This is a genomic window from Streptomyces sp. NBRC 110028, assembly GCF_001417735.1.
Lineage (GTDB): Bacteria > Actinomycetota > Actinomycetes > Streptomycetales > Streptomycetaceae > Streptomyces.
In genome coordinates this window covers 342,230-358,708 of the sequence record NZ_BBUZ01000027.1, presented here as the reverse complement: position 1 = coordinate 358,708, position 16,479 = coordinate 342,230, and the positions used below count along the sequence as shown (strand labels likewise).

16 protein-coding genes and 1 pseudogene are annotated in these 16,479 nt (G+C 72.8%); 7 read left to right on the top strand and 10 right to left on the bottom strand.

Annotated elements, in window-relative coordinates:
* A partial coding sequence (locus ASC60_RS18825; protein ID WP_063787160.1) for a LysR family transcriptional regulator occupies positions 1-916 on the bottom strand: 916 nt, incomplete at its 3' end.
* A gap of 129 nt (positions 917-1,045) precedes the next feature.
* Here ASC60_RS18825 and ASC60_RS18820 point away from each other — a divergent pair.
* Positions 1,046-1,927, top strand: a complete 882-nt coding sequence (locus tag ASC60_RS18820; protein ID WP_055552349.1) for an alpha/beta fold hydrolase — start codon at positions 1,046-1,048, stop codon at positions 1,925-1,927.
* A gap of 11 nt (positions 1,928-1,938) precedes the next feature.
* Here the strand turns inward: ASC60_RS18820 and ASC60_RS18815 are convergent, their stop codons facing one another.
* Positions 1,939-2,706: a hypothetical protein gene (locus tag ASC60_RS18815; protein WP_159043285.1), complete on the bottom strand. Its 768-nt coding sequence runs from the start codon at positions 2,704-2,706 to the stop codon at positions 1,939-1,941.
* 136 nt (positions 2,707-2,842) lie between these two features.
* Between ASC60_RS18815 and ASC60_RS18810 the strand changes: the two genes are divergently transcribed.
* The gene (locus tag ASC60_RS18810) at positions 2,843-3,349 is read left to right on the top strand and encodes a DUF664 domain-containing protein (RefSeq protein ID WP_055552345.1); all 507 of its coding nucleotides are present in this window, start codon (positions 2,843-2,845) and stop codon (positions 3,347-3,349) included.
* A 17-nt stretch (positions 3,350-3,366) separates the two neighbouring features.
* On the opposite strand, the gene ASC60_RS18805 is transcribed toward ASC60_RS18810, so the two are convergent.
* Together ASC60_RS18805 and ASC60_RS18800 are read right to left on the bottom strand one after the other, a co-directional pair.
* The gene (locus ASC60_RS18805) at positions 3,367-4,635 is read right to left on the bottom strand and encodes an MFS transporter (RefSeq protein ID WP_055552344.1); all 1,269 of its coding nucleotides are present in this window, start codon (positions 4,633-4,635) and stop codon (positions 3,367-3,369) included.
* Positions 4,635-5,336, bottom strand: a complete 702-nt coding sequence (locus tag ASC60_RS18800) for a pentapeptide repeat-containing protein (RefSeq protein ID WP_055552342.1) — start codon at positions 5,334-5,336, stop codon at positions 4,635-4,637. The genes ASC60_RS18805 and ASC60_RS18800 overlap by 1 nt, the downstream gene beginning before the upstream one ends.
* A 191-nt stretch (positions 5,337-5,527) precedes the next feature.
* Here ASC60_RS18800 and ASC60_RS18795 point away from each other — a divergent pair, with 191 nt between their 5' ends.
* Genes ASC60_RS18795 through ASC60_RS18780 form a run of 4 tightly spaced genes read left to right on the top strand, consistent with a single transcriptional unit; the run spans position 5,528 to position 9,706 of the window.
* Complete coding sequence (locus ASC60_RS18795) at positions 5,528-6,580, top strand: LacI family DNA-binding transcriptional regulator (RefSeq protein WP_055552340.1); 1,053 nt, start codon at positions 5,528-5,530, stop codon at positions 6,578-6,580.
* 24 nt (positions 6,581-6,604) lie between these two features.
* Positions 6,605-7,885: a sugar ABC transporter substrate-binding protein gene (locus ASC60_RS18790; protein WP_055552338.1), complete on the top strand. Its 1,281-nt coding sequence runs from the start codon at positions 6,605-6,607 to the stop codon at positions 7,883-7,885.
* 10 nt (positions 7,886-7,895) lie between these two features.
* On the top strand, positions 7,896-8,882 hold the full coding sequence (locus tag ASC60_RS18785) for a carbohydrate ABC transporter permease (protein ID WP_234357011.1): 987 nt from the start codon (positions 7,896-7,898) through the stop codon (positions 8,880-8,882).
* The gene (locus ASC60_RS18780; protein ID WP_055552334.1) at positions 8,879-9,706 is read left to right on the top strand and encodes a carbohydrate ABC transporter permease; all 828 of its coding nucleotides are present in this window, start codon (positions 8,879-8,881) and stop codon (positions 9,704-9,706) included. Before ASC60_RS18785 ends, ASC60_RS18780 begins: the two co-directional genes overlap by 4 nt.
* Before the next feature lie 103 nt (positions 9,707-9,809).
* On the opposite strand, the gene ASC60_RS18775 is transcribed toward ASC60_RS18780, so the two are convergent.
* From ASC60_RS18775 to ASC60_RS18750, 6 genes and pseudogenes are all read right to left on the bottom strand, one after another.
* Complete coding sequence (locus ASC60_RS18775; protein WP_055552332.1) at positions 9,810-10,979, bottom strand: damage-control phosphatase ARMT1 family protein; 1,170 nt, start codon at positions 10,977-10,979, stop codon at positions 9,810-9,812.
* A 13-nt stretch (positions 10,980-10,992) separates the two neighbouring features.
* A pseudogene (locus tag ASC60_RS18770) lies at positions 10,993-11,860 on the bottom strand (pentapeptide repeat-containing protein).
* Positions 11,861-11,944: 84 nt separating this feature from the next.
* A complete protein-coding gene (locus ASC60_RS18765) occupies positions 11,945-12,193 on the bottom strand; it encodes a hypothetical protein (protein ID WP_055552330.1) in 249 nt (82 codons plus the stop codon).
* 37 nt (positions 12,194-12,230) lie between these two features.
* Positions 12,231-13,373, bottom strand: coding sequence for an inorganic phosphate transporter (locus tag ASC60_RS18760; RefSeq protein ID WP_055552328.1), 1,143 nt, complete (start codon positions 13,371-13,373; stop codon positions 12,231-12,233).
* A gap of 150 nt (positions 13,374-13,523) precedes the next feature.
* The gene (locus tag ASC60_RS18755; protein WP_055552326.1) at positions 13,524-14,747 is read right to left on the bottom strand and encodes a flavin-dependent oxidoreductase; all 1,224 of its coding nucleotides are present in this window, start codon (positions 14,745-14,747) and stop codon (positions 13,524-13,526) included.
* On the bottom strand, positions 14,747-15,127 hold the full coding sequence (locus tag ASC60_RS18750) for an SgcJ/EcaC family oxidoreductase (RefSeq protein WP_055552324.1): 381 nt from the start codon (positions 15,125-15,127) through the stop codon (positions 14,747-14,749). Before ASC60_RS18750 ends, ASC60_RS18755 begins: the two co-directional genes overlap by 1 nt.
* Before the next feature lie 112 nt (positions 15,128-15,239).
* On the opposite strand from ASC60_RS18750, the gene ASC60_RS18745 reads away from it, so the two are divergent.
* Positions 15,240-16,223, top strand: coding sequence for a LysR family transcriptional regulator (locus tag ASC60_RS18745; RefSeq protein ID WP_079038471.1), 984 nt, complete (start codon positions 15,240-15,242; stop codon positions 16,221-16,223).
* The last annotated feature ends 256 nt before the right edge of the window (positions 16,224-16,479 follow it).

Genomic DNA, 16,479 nt, shown 5'->3' with positions numbered 1-16,479 from the left:
CCAGCCGCTCGTTCACCCCGGGGCACAGCTCCCGGGCCGTGTCCAGGAAGGCCGCCAGGACCGGAGAGCGGTCCTGGGCGCGGAAGGACATCACCAGATCCGGCAGTTCCACGCGCGGACTCACCTCGCACACCCAGGTGCCGGGCCGCGCCGCCACCCGCAGGCACCCCGGGCCGAGCCCCACCCCGACCCCGCACGAGGCCAGCCCGATGATGGTGTGCACATCGCGGGCCTCGGTGACCCCGCCGCCCGGCGCGGCCGCCCCGGCTCCGTCACCCAGCAGCGCGTCGAGCCATCCGGCGACCACCGGTTCCTCATCGTGGGGCGCCACGATCAGATGCTGCCCCTTCAGCTGCTCGACGCCCACCTTCGGCTGCCCGGCGAGGGGATGGCCGGCTCCGACGACCGCGACCAGATGGTCCCGGCCGACCGTGACCGACACCAGGTCCTCGGCTCCGGCGCCCCGGGGCGCGCCACGCCCGATGGCGATGTCCAGCTCACCGCCGAGCAGGGCCGCCGCCGACCGGCAGGTCGACATCTCGTGCAGGCCCAATCGCACCTCGGGGCGTTCGCGGATGAACCGGCCGAGCAGGGACGGCAGCAGCTCCAGCAGCGCCGAGCCGATGAAGCCGAGCCGCAGACCGCCGGTCTCGCCCCGGGCGGCCCGGCCCGCGTCGGACGCGGCGGCCGACATCTCGGCCAGCGCCCGGCGCGCCCTGGCCAGGAACGCCTCGCCCGCGGCCGTCGGGAACACCCCGCGCGCCGTACGGTCGAAGAGCCGCGCGCCCAGTTCCCGTTCCAGCGCGGCGATCTGCTGGGACAGCGGGGGCTGGGCGATCCCCAGGGAGGCGGCCGCCCGCCCGAAGTGCTGGTGGTCGGCCAGGGCCAGGGCGTACCGCATGTGTCGTGCTTCCACCGGGCGATCATATCGAGGAGATATCGGCGGGCCGGTCATGAGATATGGCCGTGGATAGCGCCTTGGCGCCGAGGTGGACTGTCGGTCATGGGCAAGGGCCGCTCCCGGCCGGGAAAGGTGGTTTCACCGATGATTTTCGACCATGACGGAGACTCCCTCCGCACGAACCGTGCCACCGTCAACGGAACGAGCCTGCACTATCGGACGGGCGGATCCGGTCCGGCGGTGGTGCTGCTGCACGGCGTGCCCAAGACGGGCTACCACTGGCGCCACCTCGTGCCGAAGCTGACGCCGCGGCACACCGTCGTCGTCCCCGACCTGCGGGGCCTCGGCGACTCCGCCCGTCCCGCGGGCGGCTACGACTCGGCGACGATGGCCGACGACATCGCGGCGCTCATGGCACACCTCGGGCACGCGTCCTACAGCGTGATGGGCGAGGACTGGGGAGCGGTGATCGGCTACCAGCTCGCCGCCCGGCACCGGGATCAGGTCAACGCGCTGGTGTTCGCCGAGGCGTTGTTCCCCGGTTTCGGCTTCGAGGACCACACCGCGCTCACCGAGGAGAACGTCTTGGCGGGGATGCACCTATGGCATCTGGGTTTCTCTTTCCACCCGGACGTACCCGAGATGCTGATCGCCGGGCACGAGCGCGAACTGATCACCTACATGATCAAGAACGAGCGCAGCCGCCCCGACACCGCCACCCCCGACGCGGTCGAGGAGTACGTGCGCTGCTACTCCCTGCCCGGCGGCATCCGCGCGATGCTCTCCATCTACCGCGCCATGCTCGTCGACGCCGAGCAGAACCGGGAGGCGGCGCGGAAGAAGCTGGACATCCCGGTGCTGGCGCTCGGCGGTTCGGCGTTCATCGGCGACCGGAACGAGACCCAGATGCGGCTGATGGCCCACGACGTCACCGGTCATGTCCTCGACGCGGGACACGACCTCGCGGAGGAGGTGCCGGACGAGGTGGCCGCCCTGGTGCTGCCCTTCCTGGCCGGACGGGGCTGAGGGCTCCGGGGTCACTCCGGCCGCTGGTCGTACTCCTGGGAGACGACCTCGGTCCGCCGGGTGGCGGGGTCGACGCGCACCGTGTCGAGCCCCAGGGTGTCGAGCCGGCTGATCTCGTCCGCCTCCGCCACCGGGTCCAGGACGCGCAGGGCGATGGCCGGTTCCTCGTCACCGATCGCGGGCTGATTCTCGAGCAGCGCCTTCATCAGCCGGTCCGCGGTGCCCTCGGGCGCCTGCGAACCGATAGCCATGTGCAGCATCAGCTGCTCCATACCGCTCTCGTTCCACCGGGCGTGCCCGATCCACACCGCGTGCACCTCGGGGAAGTCCCGCAGCCGGTCGCGCAGCGCGTCCCGCAGGGCCACCGCGCGCGGATGGGTGGACCGGCCGAGGGTGAGCGTACGGTCCTCCGGGAGCCGCTGGCCGCGCTGCTGGAGGACCTGGTGCAGCAGGGACATGGGGATCCCGGCATAGCCCCCGGGAGAGAACACCGACAGGGTCGCCACCTTGGTCTGCCGCTCGATGTCCAGCAGCCGCGCCACATCGCAGTGCACCGCCCCCGCGGACTGCGGAAGCCGCTCCCGGCAGCACTGTTCGCTGGTGTAACCGGGCAGGCTCGGGCCGCTCCCCTCCATACCGACGAACATCACCGAGCCGTTCGCGTCCACGGGCACGAGCACCCCGAAGTCGACGATGGCGTTGAGCAGTTGTTCCCCTTCGGTCCGGGCGGCCTGGCGGTCGAGTATGCCGGCGAGTACCGGGTTCCCTGTTGTCGTCACACACCCGAGCATAGAAGGCGGTCCATCCGGGTGACGACCGCCGGCTTCCCTGGCGCCGGCGCCGGGCCGCGTCCCGTCGGGGCGGTGTGCGGATGCCACCATGAGCGGGCGGGGACGACGAGCGAGGGAGCCGCGCGTGAAGAGCGCAGATCTGCTGGCAGACGCCTTCGGCCGGGTGCGGGAGGCCGTGCACGAGGCGGCCGGTGGGCTCACCACCGACGAACTGGCCGTGCGTCTGGACGACGGCGCGAATTCCGTCGCCTGGCTGGTGTGGCATCTGACCCGCGTCCAGGACGACCACATCTCCGAGGTCGCCGGCACCGAACAGGCCTGGACCACCGGCGGCTGGTACGAGCGGTTCGGGCTGCCGTTCCCCCCTGAAGCCACCGGCTACGGCCACCGGGGCCGGGACGTGGCCGAGGTCCTGGCACCGGCCGATCTGCTCATCGGCTACCACGACGCCGTGCACGAGCGGACGGACGACTACGTACGCGGGCTGCGCAACGCCGATCTCGACCAGGTCGTGGACGAGGCGTGGACCCCACCGGTGACCCTCGGGGTGCGGCTGATCAGCGTCATCGAGGACGACCTGCAGCACGCGGGGCAGGCGGCGTTCGTCCGGGGCGCGATCCGCAGGCGCTGAGCGCGCCGGGGCCACCGTCATACGGCGGCCGCCCCGGGGGCGCGCTGCCGGATCGGGGTGCCCGCCCCGACCGCCACGATGAGCAGAAACAGGGCGGCGGAGCCGAGCAGCGGCGCGCGCGCACCGAACCGCGCCACCAGCGCGGTGAGCGCGGCGGCGCCGAGCGGGGCGAGCGAGTTGTGCAGGGTCCAGAAGGCGGAGGTGACCCGGCCGAGCAGATGGTCCGGGGTCATCGCCTGGCGCAGGGACATCGAGGAGATTCCCGCGAGCGCCATGCCGAACTGATAGCACAGCACCGCCACCGCCGTAGCCCAAACGGTGGTGGACCGGGAGAGCGCCCCCAGGGCCAGCCCGCACAGCGTGTACGAGCCCAGCCAGCACACGCCGAAGCCCCAGGTGCGGCGCAGCACCGGGATGAGCACGGCGGCCAGCACGGTCCCGGCGCCCGCCACGCCCATCACGACGCCGACCGTCCGGTCGCCCGCGCCCAGCCCCTCCCGTATCTGGTAGATGAAGACGTCGGTCATGCCCAGGCCGAGCAGCGAGACGCCGGTGAGCAGCACGGTGAGCCAGCGCAGCACCGGCGACCGCCACAGGAAGACGAATCCGGCCAGGAACTCCCGCTTCGCTCGGCGCCATCCGGTGGCCGCGGCGGACGGGGCGGCCTGCCGTGCGGCCGCCGCCCGGAAGCGGATCAGCGAGAGCGCGAGGGCGGAGGCGGCGAAGCCCGCCGCGTCGACCGCGATGGCCGCGGTCGGCCCGAGCAGCCCGGACAGCCCGCCCGCCAGCATCGGCCCCACGATGAAGGCGATCGCGTTCGTCGTCTGCAGCCGCCCGTTGGCCTCGATGATCCGCTCGGGGTCCACCAGATTGGGTACGGCGGCGACGTACGTGACCTTGAAGACCATGTCGAAGACCGCGGCGGCCGCCATCACCACGTAGAGCAGCCAGACCTGCGGCCCGGCCACGGCCCAGCTGACGGGGATGAGGGCGAAGAGCGCCACCCGGACCACATCGCACACGATCATCAGCTGCCGCCGGGGCAGCCGGTCGACGAGGACGCCCGCGAACAGGCCGGTGACGATCGACGCGGCGCCCGCGACGGCCGTCAGCAGCCCCATCCGGGCGATGGACCCGGTGGCGTCCAGCACCAGCAGCGGCAGGGCCACCAGGGCGAAGGCGTTGCCCAGCTCGGACAGGGTCTGTCCGCACCAGAAGACGGTGAAGTCGCGGTTGGCCCATAACGGGGCCGGTTTCGCGGCGGCCTCCTCAGTCGCTCCCGCCATCACGCGCCCCGGCGTCGCCGCTTGGCGGTGCCGGGCGTCAGGGGGGTACCGCTCTCCCGCACCGTGACGCCGAGGGCCTGGGCGAACTGCGGTGCCAGTTCGAGCAGTTGACCGCCGGTGATGGTGGCTCCGCGCAGCGCGTCGACGCCTTCGGTGATGCCCAGCCGGGCGGCGTCACGCAGATCGACCCGGGTCATGCGCGCGTCGCCGCAGCGCACACCGTCCAGCGTCGATCCGGGGAAGGAGACGTCCGTCAGCTTCGCTCCGCCGAGGTCGGTCTCCCGCAGGAGGCAGTCCGCGAAGGTGACCTCCCGCAGCTCGGTGCCGCGCAGATTGACCGACGCGAACTTGCAGCGGTGGAAGGTCACGCGGTGCATCACCGTGCCGAACATCTCCAGTCCGGCGAGTACGCAGCCGATCAGCTCACCGTCCAGCCAGTCGCCGTCCGCCAGGTCGGAGCCGACCCAGCGCACTCCGTCCAGCCAGACGTCGTTGAAGCGGGCCCCGGAAAAGCGGCCGCCGGTGAAGCTCACCGCGGAGAACGCGGATTCGAGGAAGCGGGCCTGACCGGCCTCGGCCCCCTCGAATTCCCCGCCGTCGAAGTGGACGGTGTCGTAGTCCCCCTCCACGGTCAAGGTGCCGTCGAACGGGCGCAGATGGCTCGCGTACGGCAGGTCGTCGAGCTGACGCGGGGCTGACATGGCGAATCCTCACTTCCGAAGGCACCACCGGCCCGGGCGCGCGGTGGGCGAGATCGATGGTGCCATCAACTTCTGCGTTCCCGACCGTTGACATGTGGTGTGGGCCACTCCTACGTTCAGGCAAGCCGGTTCGGGCCTCCGGCATCCCTTCGATATTTCGAACGCACGGATCTCCCGAGAGGTACGCGCCAGTGGTGTCGAACCGGTTCGACCAGCAGCCCCCGCCCGTCAACATCGGTGAGATCGCCCGTCTCGCCGGGGTGTCGCGCAGCACGGTCAGTTACGCGCTCAGCGGCAAGCGGCCGATCTCCGACCGCACCCGGCAGCGCATCCAGCAGGTCATCGAGGACCGGGGCTTCCAGCCGAACGCCAGCGCCCGCGCGCTGGCCCACGGCCGCACCCGCACCCTCGGGCTGGTCTTTCCGACCGTCAGCCGCCGCTACACCGATATGCAACTGGACTTCATCAACAGCGTCGTCGACGCCGCCGCCGCGCACGACCACGACATCCTGCTCTCGCGCAGCGACGGCGACGGCGACGATTCCTTCCGCCGGCTGGTCGGGGAACGGCGGGTCGACGGCGCGCTGCTGATGGAGATCCGGTCGCCGGACTCGCGGGTGGAGCGGCTGGTCCGCTCGGGCTTCCCGTTCGTGTCCATGGGGCACACCGAGCACACGGACCAGCTGTCCTGGGTCGATCTGGACTTCGCGGAGCTGACCGCCGCCTGCGTGCGCCATCTGGGGCGGCTCGGCCATCGCCACATCGCGCTGGTGGGGCGGCCCCGGGAGCTGTACGACGCCGGATACGTGCCCGCACACCGGGGGCAGGACGGATTCCTGCGGGTCGCCCGTGAACTCGGGCTCACCGGCGAGGTCCACCACTGCGGTGACGACGCCGCCTCCGGCCAGGCCGTGGTGGCACGGCTCCTGGACCGGGACCCGCGCACCACCGCGATCGTGACGCTCAACGAGGCGGCGCTGGTGGGCCTGTACCGGGGGCTCGGCCTCGCGGGCCGTTCCGTACCCGGGGACTTCTCGGTGACCGGAGTGGCGGCGGCCCGCTGGGCGGAGGCCGTCACCCCGATGATGACCGGCGCCGACGTGCCCTCCGACCTGATGGGCCGGCTCGCCGTCGATCTGCTGCTGGAGCGGCTGGACGCCCCGGCCGCGGCGCCCCGGCAGCATCTGCTCGCCCCTCCGCTCACCCCGCGTGCCAGCACGGGACCGGCACCGCACCGCAACTGACCGACTCACCCCTCGGAGACGCACATGGCCAACCGAGCCAACAGGCCCCCGGCTACCGCGCAGAGAAGTCCTCTCGGCCGCCGCTCCTTCCTGCGGATATCGGGCTCCGGGCTGCTCGCCGCGGGGCTGGCCGGCTCCCTCACCGCCTGTGGCGGCGGGGGCGGCGGATCTTCGGCGAAGAACCTCGTCTGGTGGGACTACCTCGTCGAGGACGCCCGCCAGCCGGGCATCAAGGCCCTGATCGCCGACATCGAGAAGAGCGTTCCCGGGCTGAAGATCACCCGCCGGACCTTTCCGTACGCCGAACTGGAGCCCGCGATCCTCAAGGGGGCCGCCTCCGGCGATCTGCCGGACCTGGCGATCATCGACAACACCTCGATGAACTCCCTCGCCCCGCAAGGGCTGCTCACCAACCTCACCGACCGGGTGAAGGAGTGGGGGCAGGCCGACGCGTACTACAAGGGCCCGTGGAGCAGCGGGGTCGTCGACGGCAAGACCTACTCGATCCCCAACAACGCCAACTGCCTGGCCCTCTACTACAACACCGAGCTGCTGGAGAAGGCGGGCGTCACACCGCCGAAGACCTGGGACGAGCTGTCGGCGGCGGCGCGCAAGCTGACCCGGGGCAGCACCTTCGGGCTGGCGATGAGCGCGATCAAGACCGAGGAGGGGGTCTTCCAGTTCCTGCCCTTCCTGTGGTCGGCGGGCGGCGATCTGGACACCTTCGCCACCGGCGGCGCCACCGCGCTCGGCTATCTGGGGGATCTGGTGAAGGCGGGCGCGCTGTCCCGGCAGTGCGTGGGCTGGACCCAGCAGGACGTCAACACCCAGTTCACCTCCGGCCGCGCGGCCATGCAGATCAACGGTCCGTGGCAACTGCCCGGCCTCAAGCAGCAGTCCGAGGTGAAGTGGGGCGTGGTACCCATTCCGGTGGACAAGGAGCCCGCGAGCTGCCTGGGCGGGGAGAACTGGGTGATCCTCAAGACCAGCGGCAAGGCCGACCAGGCGTGGCGGGCCATCGAGTACAGCCAGCGGAAGAAGCCCCTGGCGGCCTATCTGGGGTCGGTGGGGCTGCTGCCCGCCCGCAGCGACATGGCGGACAGCGGCGACTGGGCCACCGACCCCACCCTGAAGGTGTTCGTGCGGGAGTTCGGCAACGCCCGGCCGCGTGCGTACGGGGAGCACTACCGGCAGATGTCCCAGGCCATGGCCGAGGCGCTGCAGGCCACCCTGACCGGCAGCTCCTCCCCCGGGGCCGCCGCGAAGAAGGCGGCGGACGCCATCACGCCGAAGCTGTCGAAGTAGCGGGGCCGCGATGACCACGCGCAGCACACACGGCACGCGAGTGAAGGTCCGGGAGCCGGTGGTGTTCACCGGCCCGGCGGCGGGCGGTGGCCGTCGGCGCGGCGGCTCCCTCGCCACGCGCCGCACCCGGGCCGGATACGGCATGTCGGCGCCCGCGCTGCTCTTCCTCGGCGCGACCATGCTGTTCCCGCTTCTCTACAACCTCTGGACCTCGGTCCACCAGGTCGAGATCGGTGATCTGGTCACCGGCGACTGGGCGTACAACGGCACCGGCAACTACGACGCGGTGGTCTCCGAGGCCGCCTTCTGGCACGCAGCCCGGATCTCCCTGCTGTTCACGGCCGGTTCGCTGGTCTTCCAGTTCACCATCGGCTTCGCGCTGGCGCTGCTGTTCGTACGGCGGTTCCCGCTGGCCGGGCTGTTCCGGGGGCTGATGCTGGTGGCGTGGCTGCTGCCGCCCATCGTCAGCGGCACCCTGTTCCGCTGGATGCTGGACGCCGACTCGGGCGCGTACAACGAACTGCTGCGCACCGTCGGGCTGGACGCGCTGGCGCACAACTGGCTGACCGACCCGGCCACCGCGCTGCCCGGTGTCATCGCCGCCAACGTGTGGGTGGGCGTGCCCTTCAACATGCTGCTGCTCCTGGTCGGGCTCCAGTCCATCGACCCCGCCCTCTACGAGGCGGCGGCCATCGACGGCGCGGGGCCCTGGCAGCGGCTGCGCCACCTCACGCTGCCGCTGATGCGGCCGGTGGCGGCGGCGGTGCTGCTGCTCGGCCTGGTGTACACCTTCAAGGTCTTCGACCTGGTCTTCGTGCTGACCGGCGGCGGCCCCGTCGACTCCACGACCGTCCTCCCCCTCTACGTCTACCAGTCGGCGTTTCTGCTCTTCCAGCTCGGCCGGGGCGCGGCGGCGGGCACCCTGTTGCTGCTGGTGCCGCTGCTGGTGGCCGTGGCGTACGTACGCCGGCTGCGCAAGGAAGGAGCCGCCGCATGACCCGCCCCCGCCACCCTTGGCTGCTCACCCTGGTCGCGGGCGTCATCACCGCCTTCTTCCTGCTGCCGCTGTACTGGATGATCGCCACCTCCCTGAAGCGGCCCGACGAGGTGCTCAGCTCGCCACCGCAGTGGTTTCCCTCCCCGCCCAGCGGCCAGAGCTACGCCCGGGCGCTGGACAAGCCGATGCTCGGGCAGGCGCTGCTCAACAGCGTGGCCATCTCGCTGGGCGTGGTGGCACTGACCCTGGTGCTCGCGGTGCCGCTCACCTACGCCGTGGCGCGCATCCGGATGCGCGGTTCGGCGGCCATGGTGCTGTCGCTGCTGGTGGCGCAGCTGCTGCCGAGCATCGTGCTGGCCGCCCCGCTGTTCATCGTGCTCCGGGACGCCGGGCTGAACAACACGCTGCTGGGTCTGGTGATCGCGGACACCACCCTCACCCTGCCCTTCGCGGTGATCGTGCTGCGGCCGCTGGTGCGCGCCATGCCCGCCGAGATCGAGGAGGCGGCGCTGGTGGACGGCTGCGGACTGCCGGGGGTGCTGTGGCGGATCGTGCTGCCGGTGATGCGGCCGGGGCTGATCGCGATGGGCGCCTTCTCCTTCCTGCTCGGCTGGGGCGAGTTCGTGTTCGGCATCACCGTGAACAGCGATCCCGAGGTGCAGCCGGTCACGGTGCTGCTGAACACCTTCGTCGGCCAGACCGGCACCGCCTGGGGCCCCCTGATGGCGGCCGCCACGATCGTCAGCGTGCCGGTGGTGTGTGTCTTCGCGATGCTCCAGCGGTTCATCGTGGGCGGGCTCACCGCCGGAAGCGTCAAGTCCTGACCTCCACACCGGCGTCACCGCCGGTGGAGGGTCCGCTCCTCGTGGTGGGTGGCGCGGTCGGCGGTGTGCGGGAGTCGTGGTCCTTCTTCGGTCCCGACAGGGCTCAAGGCCGCACCTGGATCAGCGCATGGGTGCCACTGGTGCGCCAGTGGCGCTCCCGCGCGTCCAGCGCGGCCTCGGTGTCCGCGTCGAGGCCGGTGATGACGTCCGACTTCAGGGTGCGCAGGGCGGCCACCGGCCCGGGGAAGTACGCGGTGCGGTCGGCGAAGGGCGTGGTCGGGGGCCACATCCGGTCGCCGACCAGGCGGCGGTAGTTCAGATCGCCCTTCAGCACGGTCACGGTGGCGTCCGCGAACTCCCGCCGCAGATCGTCCGGCATCTCGGCGTACGGCAGCGGCGCGCAGAAGAAGTCGTGCGCCCGGACGGTGAGCCGCCCGTCGGCCATGGCCGTCCACAGCCGCGTCCCGGCCTCGCCCGCGGCGCCCTCGGCGCGCGCCAGACGGCGCAGACAGTCGACGACGTCGGAGGTGGTGGCGTCGGAGACGTAGTACGGATACGGCTTCACCTGCAGGACGACCCGCTCGGCGCGCCGGTGGCGGAGCAGATGGTCGATGAGGACGAGGTCGGGGAGCAGCTCGCGGCCCGCGTTGTCGGCGACCAGGCACAGCGTGGCCGGGGCGCCGGCGGGCAGCAGCCGCCACAGCGCGTCCGCGTCGTCGGCCACCAGCGGTGCCCCCGCGGACGACGCGGCGCCGCCGGAGGTGATGCGGAAGCCGAGGTCCGCGCGGTTGCCCCAGAGCGAGCCGTGCAGCAGCGCGTCCCCGGCCTCGTCGGCGGGCCGGTCCAGGAGGTGGTCGAGAGCGGTCAGCTCGCGGGCGGCCTCGGGGGTGTCCAGCTCGGCCTGTTTGAAGGGCCGGAACGGGTCGATGCCCTGCCAGGGGCCGGGGGCGAAGTAGCCGACGGCCCCGAGGAGGCGGCGGTAGAAGTAGCTCTCGATCCAGAGGAAGGGCACCTCGAACCACGAGCGGCCGACGTACTCGCGCCCCCAGGTCCGCCATCGGTCGTGGTCGTGGGCGCCCGGGTCGAGCGGGGTGATGACGCCTTCGGCGTGGTCGTGGCGCAGGGCGTCGAGCGCCCGGTGCTGTTCGGGGCCGTACGGGAAGGCGTCCCGTACCTTCTCGATGAGCGCCGGATGCCGCTCGGCGAGCACACTCCGGGCGAACGATCCGGGCTCGTCGCCGAGGATCACGGGCGCGTCGGCGGGTTCGGACATGGCAGCCAGGGTTTCACACCGCGCCGGGGAACGGTGACCAGTGCGCGGGGCGCGTGAGGCCGGACGGCAGCCGGGTGGCGGCGTCGCCCCGGGCGGCGTTCAGCTGGGCCTGGGTGAGGAAGATGGCGCCGGTCAGATCGGCACCGCTCAGGTCGGCGTCGCGGAGGTCGGCCCCGATGAGGTCGGCGGCGCTCAGGTCGGCGCCGGTGAGGTCGGCCGCGAGGAGGAGAGCCCCGCGGAGGCCGGCTCCGCGCAGATCGGCGCCCCGGAGACGGGCCCCGATGAGATCGGCGCCCCGGTGGTTCTTCCGCTTGCCCCGGCCCGTGGGCCGGGCCCCGGCCCGGGCCAGTTCGCTCGTGCGCAGCAGCAGGGCGTTGACCTCGTCCCGGTGGGCGGCCACGTCCAGCGCGAGGAGTTCTTCCGCGCTGCCCTCGGTCAGCCGCTCGGTGGTGCGAAGCGCCCGGCGCAGCTCCTCGTGGAGGGGGCGGGCCGAGGGGAGGGTGAGGGCCTCGTTGAGGTACCAGAGGAGTTCGTGGAGCTGCCGCATCACGGGGGAAGACTGCGAACATGCGGGACGCGGTGTCGGGGCGCGTCCGCCAGTCGCGGCCCTCGAAGGTGCTCCGGGAGACCTTCTGACCGGCGCCGAAGCAGTCGAAGACGGTGCAGCCCGCGAAGCCCTTCTCGCGCAGCCGGGAGTGGATGCCGCAGCGGAAGTCGGTCTCCAGGTTGCGGCAGGGCCGCCCGGCCGCCTTGTCGACGGCGAAGTCGGCCGAGGCCGCGAAGGGCAGGGCGACGCAGCACAGCCCGAAACAGCTGCCGCAGTCGGCCCGCAGATCGGGGCGGACCGCGTCGGATATGGGGGCGTCGGGTCCGGATGACACAGCGTGTTCTCCCAGGGGGCGGGCACCGCCCTGGTCCCGGCGGTGCTCTTGCGAACTCCCATGATCCCAGGGGCGGCGGTCCCGTCAGCCCGGGACGATCAGGTCGATGCCGTACCCGGCGACCGCCAGGCAGGCGGCGAAGCACACCACCGCGACAGCCGCGGCCGGCTTGTCCCGGCCCCGGCGGCCCTGGCCGGCGGACGCGCCGGGGCGGGGCCCGCCCGCAGCGCGGGCCCAGGCGGCGATGCCCAGCGAGAACATCACGACCACCACGATGGTGATCCCCAGGCTGACGCCGAAGACCCCTCCGAGGATGCCCCACTCGATGCCCATCGCATCCAGCTCCTTCGCCCGCGCCGGTGGCCCGGGGTCACGCCGCCGGGCGCACGGCGTGCTCGGGGCGCTCGGCGGCGGGCAGCTCGTTGACGTTGCCGGAGGTGACCGGTCGGCGGCGGGAAAGCGCGTAGAAGCCCGCGGCCGCCACCACCGCGACGCTCGCCACCAGGGCCACGCCCGCGTCGCCCCGGTCGGCCACCCACGCCGCGACGCCTCCCACGGCCGCCGCCGCGGGCAGGGTGAGCAGCCAGGACACCGCGATCCGCCCGGCGATCCCCCAGCGCACCTGGGCCAGCTTGCGGCCGAGACCGGCGCCCAGGATGCTGCCGGTGCAGACCTGGGTGGTGGACAGCGCGAAGCCCATGTGGGACGAGGCCAGGATGACCGCGGTGGCGCTGGTCTCGGCCGCGAACCCCTGTGGGGTCTGGATGTCGGTCAGCCCGCGGCCCATGGTCCGGATGATCCGCCACCCCCCGGCGTACGTCCCCAGGGAGATCGCCAGCCCGGCGCTCAGCACCACCCACCACGGCGGTCCGGTGCCATGGCCGAGCACCCCGGCGGAGATGAGGGAGAGGGTGATGACGCCCATCGTCTTCTGCGCGTCATTCGTGCCGTGGGCCAGGGCCACCAGGGAGGCGGAGCCGACCTGGCCCGCGCGGAAGCCCTTGCGGACCGCCCCGCTCGCCACGCGGCGGGTGATCACGTAGGCCAGATACGTGGCGAACGTGGCCACCACGCAGGCCACCAGCGGGGAGGCGACCGCCGGGATCACGACCTTCTCCAGGATCTCGGCGAACCGCACCGCCGATCCCCCGGCGCCCACCCACACCGCGCCGATCAGCCCGCCGAAGAGGGCGTGCGACGAGCTGGAGGGCAGCCCGACGAGCCAGGTGATCAGATTCCACAGGATCGCCCCGACCAGCCCCGCGAAGATCATCGCCAGGGAGACCCGGGCATCGTCCACGATGCCGTTGGAGATCGTCTTGGCTACTTCGGTGGACAGAAACGCACCAGCCAGGTTCAGCACTCCGGCGACGGTGACGGCGATCCGCGGGGACAGCGCCCCGGTGGCGATGGAGGTGGCCATGGAGTTGGCCGTGTCGTGGAAGCCATTGGTGAAGTCGAAGGCCAACGCCGTGATGATCACTACGATGAGCAGGAAGGAGACGGACCCCATCCGGACCTCCCGCGCCGGGGTTCCGCGCGACGCCGCACCGAACCGTCCGCGAATTCGCTGCCTTCCCCACGTTATGCGCGAGTTCACCCGTCCGCCATCGCACACCCCGGCCGTGCCGAGCGGCGCTGCGCTGCCCGAGGGCCGTGCCGCTCAGCTGCGGATCAGGGGCGGTCGGGTCGGGGATGGGCGGCTCAGGGACGGGCGGGTGTTCAGCGACTCCACCTCGCTTCCGGTGGCGCGCCGATAGGTGTCGGTGATCCGGGCCAGCTCCCGCGGGCCGCGTCCGCCGTCCCGGAGCATGGCCCGGTTCGCCCGTACGACGGCCGCCGTCGCGTCGCGGCGGGCGGCCTCGTAGCGGGCCGGCCCGGCCCGTATCCCGTCCGGTGCGGACAGCTCGTACGCCAGGACCCGGGCGTCGACGATGGCCTGGGAGGCGCCGTTGGCACCCACCGGGTACATCGGATGCGCGGCGTCGCCGAGCAGGGTGACGGGGCCGCTCCCCCAGGACGGCAGCGGGTCCCGGTCGGCCATCGGGTACTCCAGGATCTCCCCGCTGCCGGCCAGCAGGGCGGGTACGTCGAGCCAGCCGAGCGCCCAGTGCGCGTAGTGCGGCAGCACGTCGGCCGCACGCCCGGGGCGGTTCCAGCCCACGTCCCCGGCGAGCGGGCCCGGTTCGGCCACCCTCACCTGGCACACCCAGTTGATCCGGTCGCGGCCGATCGGGTACGCGACCAGCTCGGCGTCCCCGTCGCGCACGATGGCCATCGAGCGGCCGGTGAGGAACGGCGCGGCCTTGGTCGTGCCGCGCCACATCCGGATGCCCGACCACAGCAGCGGCCCCTCGTCCGGATGGAGTTCGGCGCGCACCGCCGAGTGCAGGCCATCGGCGCCGATGAGCACGTCGGCGTGGTGTTCCGCGACCGTGCCGGTGGCCCGGTCGAGCACCCGCGCGCGGACGCCGTCCGCCTCCCCTGGACCGTGCGCGAAGCCGGTGACGCGGGCTCCGGTGCGGACCGCGCCGGGGCCCAGCCGCTCCCGGACCGCCGCGAGGAGCAGCAGTTGCAGCTCACCGCGGTGGATCGAGTACTGCGGCCAGCGGTAGCCCTGGGCCACACCGCGCGGCTCGCTGAAGATCCGGCGGCCGTGCCGGTCGGCGTACACGTTCTCCGCGGTGGCCACGCCGAGGCCGGCGAGGGCGTCGCCGAGGCCGAGTTCGGTCAGCTCCCGTACGGCGTGGGGCAGCAGGTTGATGCCGACGCCGAGCGGGCGGATCTCCCGGGCGCTCTCGACGACGGTGGCCCCGATCCCCGCGGCGTGCAGGCTGAGCGCGGCGGTCAGCCCGCCGATGCCCGCACCGGCGATGAGGACGCTCATCACGCGGGGCGGGCAGCGGGGCGGACCTCGGGGCGGTCGATGACGCGCAGCCAGGTGCCGTCGGGCTCGCGGCGGACGACCTGCACCCGGCCGCCGGTGTTGTCGGAGGAGGGGGTCGAGGTCAGGGCGAGGTCGCCGTAGCGAACGGTGGGCAGCGGCTCCTCCGGCCGGAAGGGCTCGGTCGCGTGGTCGAGCAGGGCCTGGCACACCGCGCGGATGGCCTCCCGGCCGACGGTCACGGATCCCGGCGGGTACGCGAGCACCGCGTCGGGCGCGTACAGCTCGGCCATGCCCTCGGCGTCGCCCGCGTTGGCGCGCTCGACGAACAGCCGGGTCAGGTCCTCGGGGGTGGTGGCGCGTTCGCGGGCCGTCCCGGTCATCTCGGGTCCTCCTGTGTCCGGTCTTCCGTGCTCTGCCTTCCTGTCTCCACTCTCCGGCCGTCCCGGCCAGAAGTCCAAGAGATGACAGGTCTGGCCGCTAGAATGAATGCTTATGGAATTGCGTCAGCTCGCCTACTTCGTCGCGGTGGCCGAGGAGCGGAACTTCACCCGGGCCGCGGAGCGGGAGCATGTGGCCCAGCCCGGGGTGAGCGCCCAGGTCCGGCGGCTGGAGCGGGAGCTGGGCCAGGAGCTGCTGGACCGCTCCGGCCGCTCGGTGCGGCTGACCGAGGCGGGCGAGGCCGTCCTGCCGTACGCGCGGGCCGCGCTCGCCGCGGTGGAGGGGGCGCGGCAGGCCGTGGACGAGCTGACCGGGCTGCTCCGGGGGCAGGTGGCGGTGGGGACGGTGACCTCGCACACCGCCGATCTGCCGGACCTGCTGGCGGAGTTCCACGACGCCCATCCGGCGGTGGAGATCACCTTGTCCGAGGCCAACTCGGACCAGCTCCTCGAGGGCTTGCGCACGGGGCGGCTCGACGCCGCGATCGTCAGCGTCGGCAGGGAGACCCCGCCCGGGATCGAGATGCAGGTGCTCACCGACCAGCCGATCGTCGCGGCGGTCGGCCACGACCATGAGCTGGCCGTCCACTCCGCCATCTCGCTGGACACCCTGCGCGGGCGGCCCCTGATCAGCCTGCCGTCCGGTACGGGGCTGCGCACCCGGCTCGACGAGGCGTGCGCGGCCGCCGGATTCGCGCCGCGCATCGCCTTCGAGGCGAGCGATCCGGAGGTGCTCGCCCAGCTCGCCGAGCGCGGACTGGGCGCGGCGATCCTGCCCGGTTCGTTCGCCGAGGCGCGGGCGGACCGGCTGCGGACCGTCCGGATCACCCGGCCGGCGATGCGCGGGCGGCTGGTGTTCGCCTGGCGGGCGGGCGGCCCGAGCGGGCCCGCCGGGCGCGCCCTGATCGCGCGGGCCCGCCCCGCCCTGATGGAGCACGCCCGCCGCGTGGTGGGCGACCCGGCCGCGCCGACGGCGGCGTCGGCGCCCGGCGGAACCGCGATCCGCCGGGCCGTCTCCGAGCGTGAGACGGGCCATTGACAGCGGTCAGTGGCGGATCCCAGAATTGACGCCATGATCAGGAACCGGTTCGACACGACGGGACACCTTCGCGCCCCGGATCGGACCGGCTGTGAACGCTCGGGCCTCTAGCCGGCCTTCCCCGGCCCTCGCGACGGCCGTCCCGTGCCGCCAGGCCCGCGCCCGGTCCGCCTCCTGACCCTCCGGAGCACTCCCGGACCCGACCGGCTCCGACCGGGCACCACGGACGAAACCGAGCGCACGTCCGCGACATCCG

Bases quoted from the DNA above. Each gene is read 5' to 3' on its own strand.
- ASC60_RS18820 (WP_055552349.1), top strand. From the start codon at position 1,046: ATGATTTTCGACCATGACGGAGACTCCCTCCGCACGAACCGTGCCACC.
- ASC60_RS18780 (WP_055552334.1), top strand. From the start codon at position 8,879: ATGACCCGCCCCCGCCACCCTTGGCTGCTCACCCTGGTCGCGGGCGTC.
- ASC60_RS18765 (WP_055552330.1), bottom strand. From the start codon at position 12,193: ATGGGCATCGAGTGGGGCATCCTCGGAGGGGTCTTCGGCGTCAGCCTG.
- ASC60_RS18775 (WP_055552332.1), bottom strand. From the start codon at position 10,979: ATGTCCGAACCCGCCGACGCGCCCGTGATCCTCGGCGACGAGCCCGGA.
- ASC60_RS18800 (WP_055552342.1), bottom strand. From the start codon at position 5,336: ATGTCAGCCCCGCGTCAGCTCGACGACCTGCCGTACGCGAGCCATCTG.
- ASC60_RS18755 (WP_055552326.1), bottom strand. From the start codon at position 14,747: ATGAGCGTCCTCATCGCCGGTGCGGGCATCGGCGGGCTGACCGCCGCG.
- ASC60_RS18745 (WP_079038471.1), top strand. From the start codon at position 15,240: ATGGAATTGCGTCAGCTCGCCTACTTCGTCGCGGTGGCCGAGGAGCGG.
- ASC60_RS18750 (WP_055552324.1), bottom strand. From the start codon at position 15,127: ATGACCGGGACGGCCCGCGAACGCGCCACCACCCCCGAGGACCTGACC.
- ASC60_RS18760 (WP_055552328.1), bottom strand. From the start codon at position 13,373: ATGGGGTCCGTCTCCTTCCTGCTCATCGTAGTGATCATCACGGCGTTG.
- ASC60_RS18790 (WP_055552338.1), top strand. From the start codon at position 6,605: ATGGCCAACCGAGCCAACAGGCCCCCGGCTACCGCGCAGAGAAGTCCT.
- ASC60_RS18805 (WP_055552344.1), bottom strand. From the start codon at position 4,635: ATGGCGGGAGCGACTGAGGAGGCCGCCGCGAAACCGGCCCCGTTATGG.
- ASC60_RS18785 (WP_234357011.1), top strand. From the start codon at position 7,896: ATGACCACGCGCAGCACACACGGCACGCGAGTGAAGGTCCGGGAGCCG.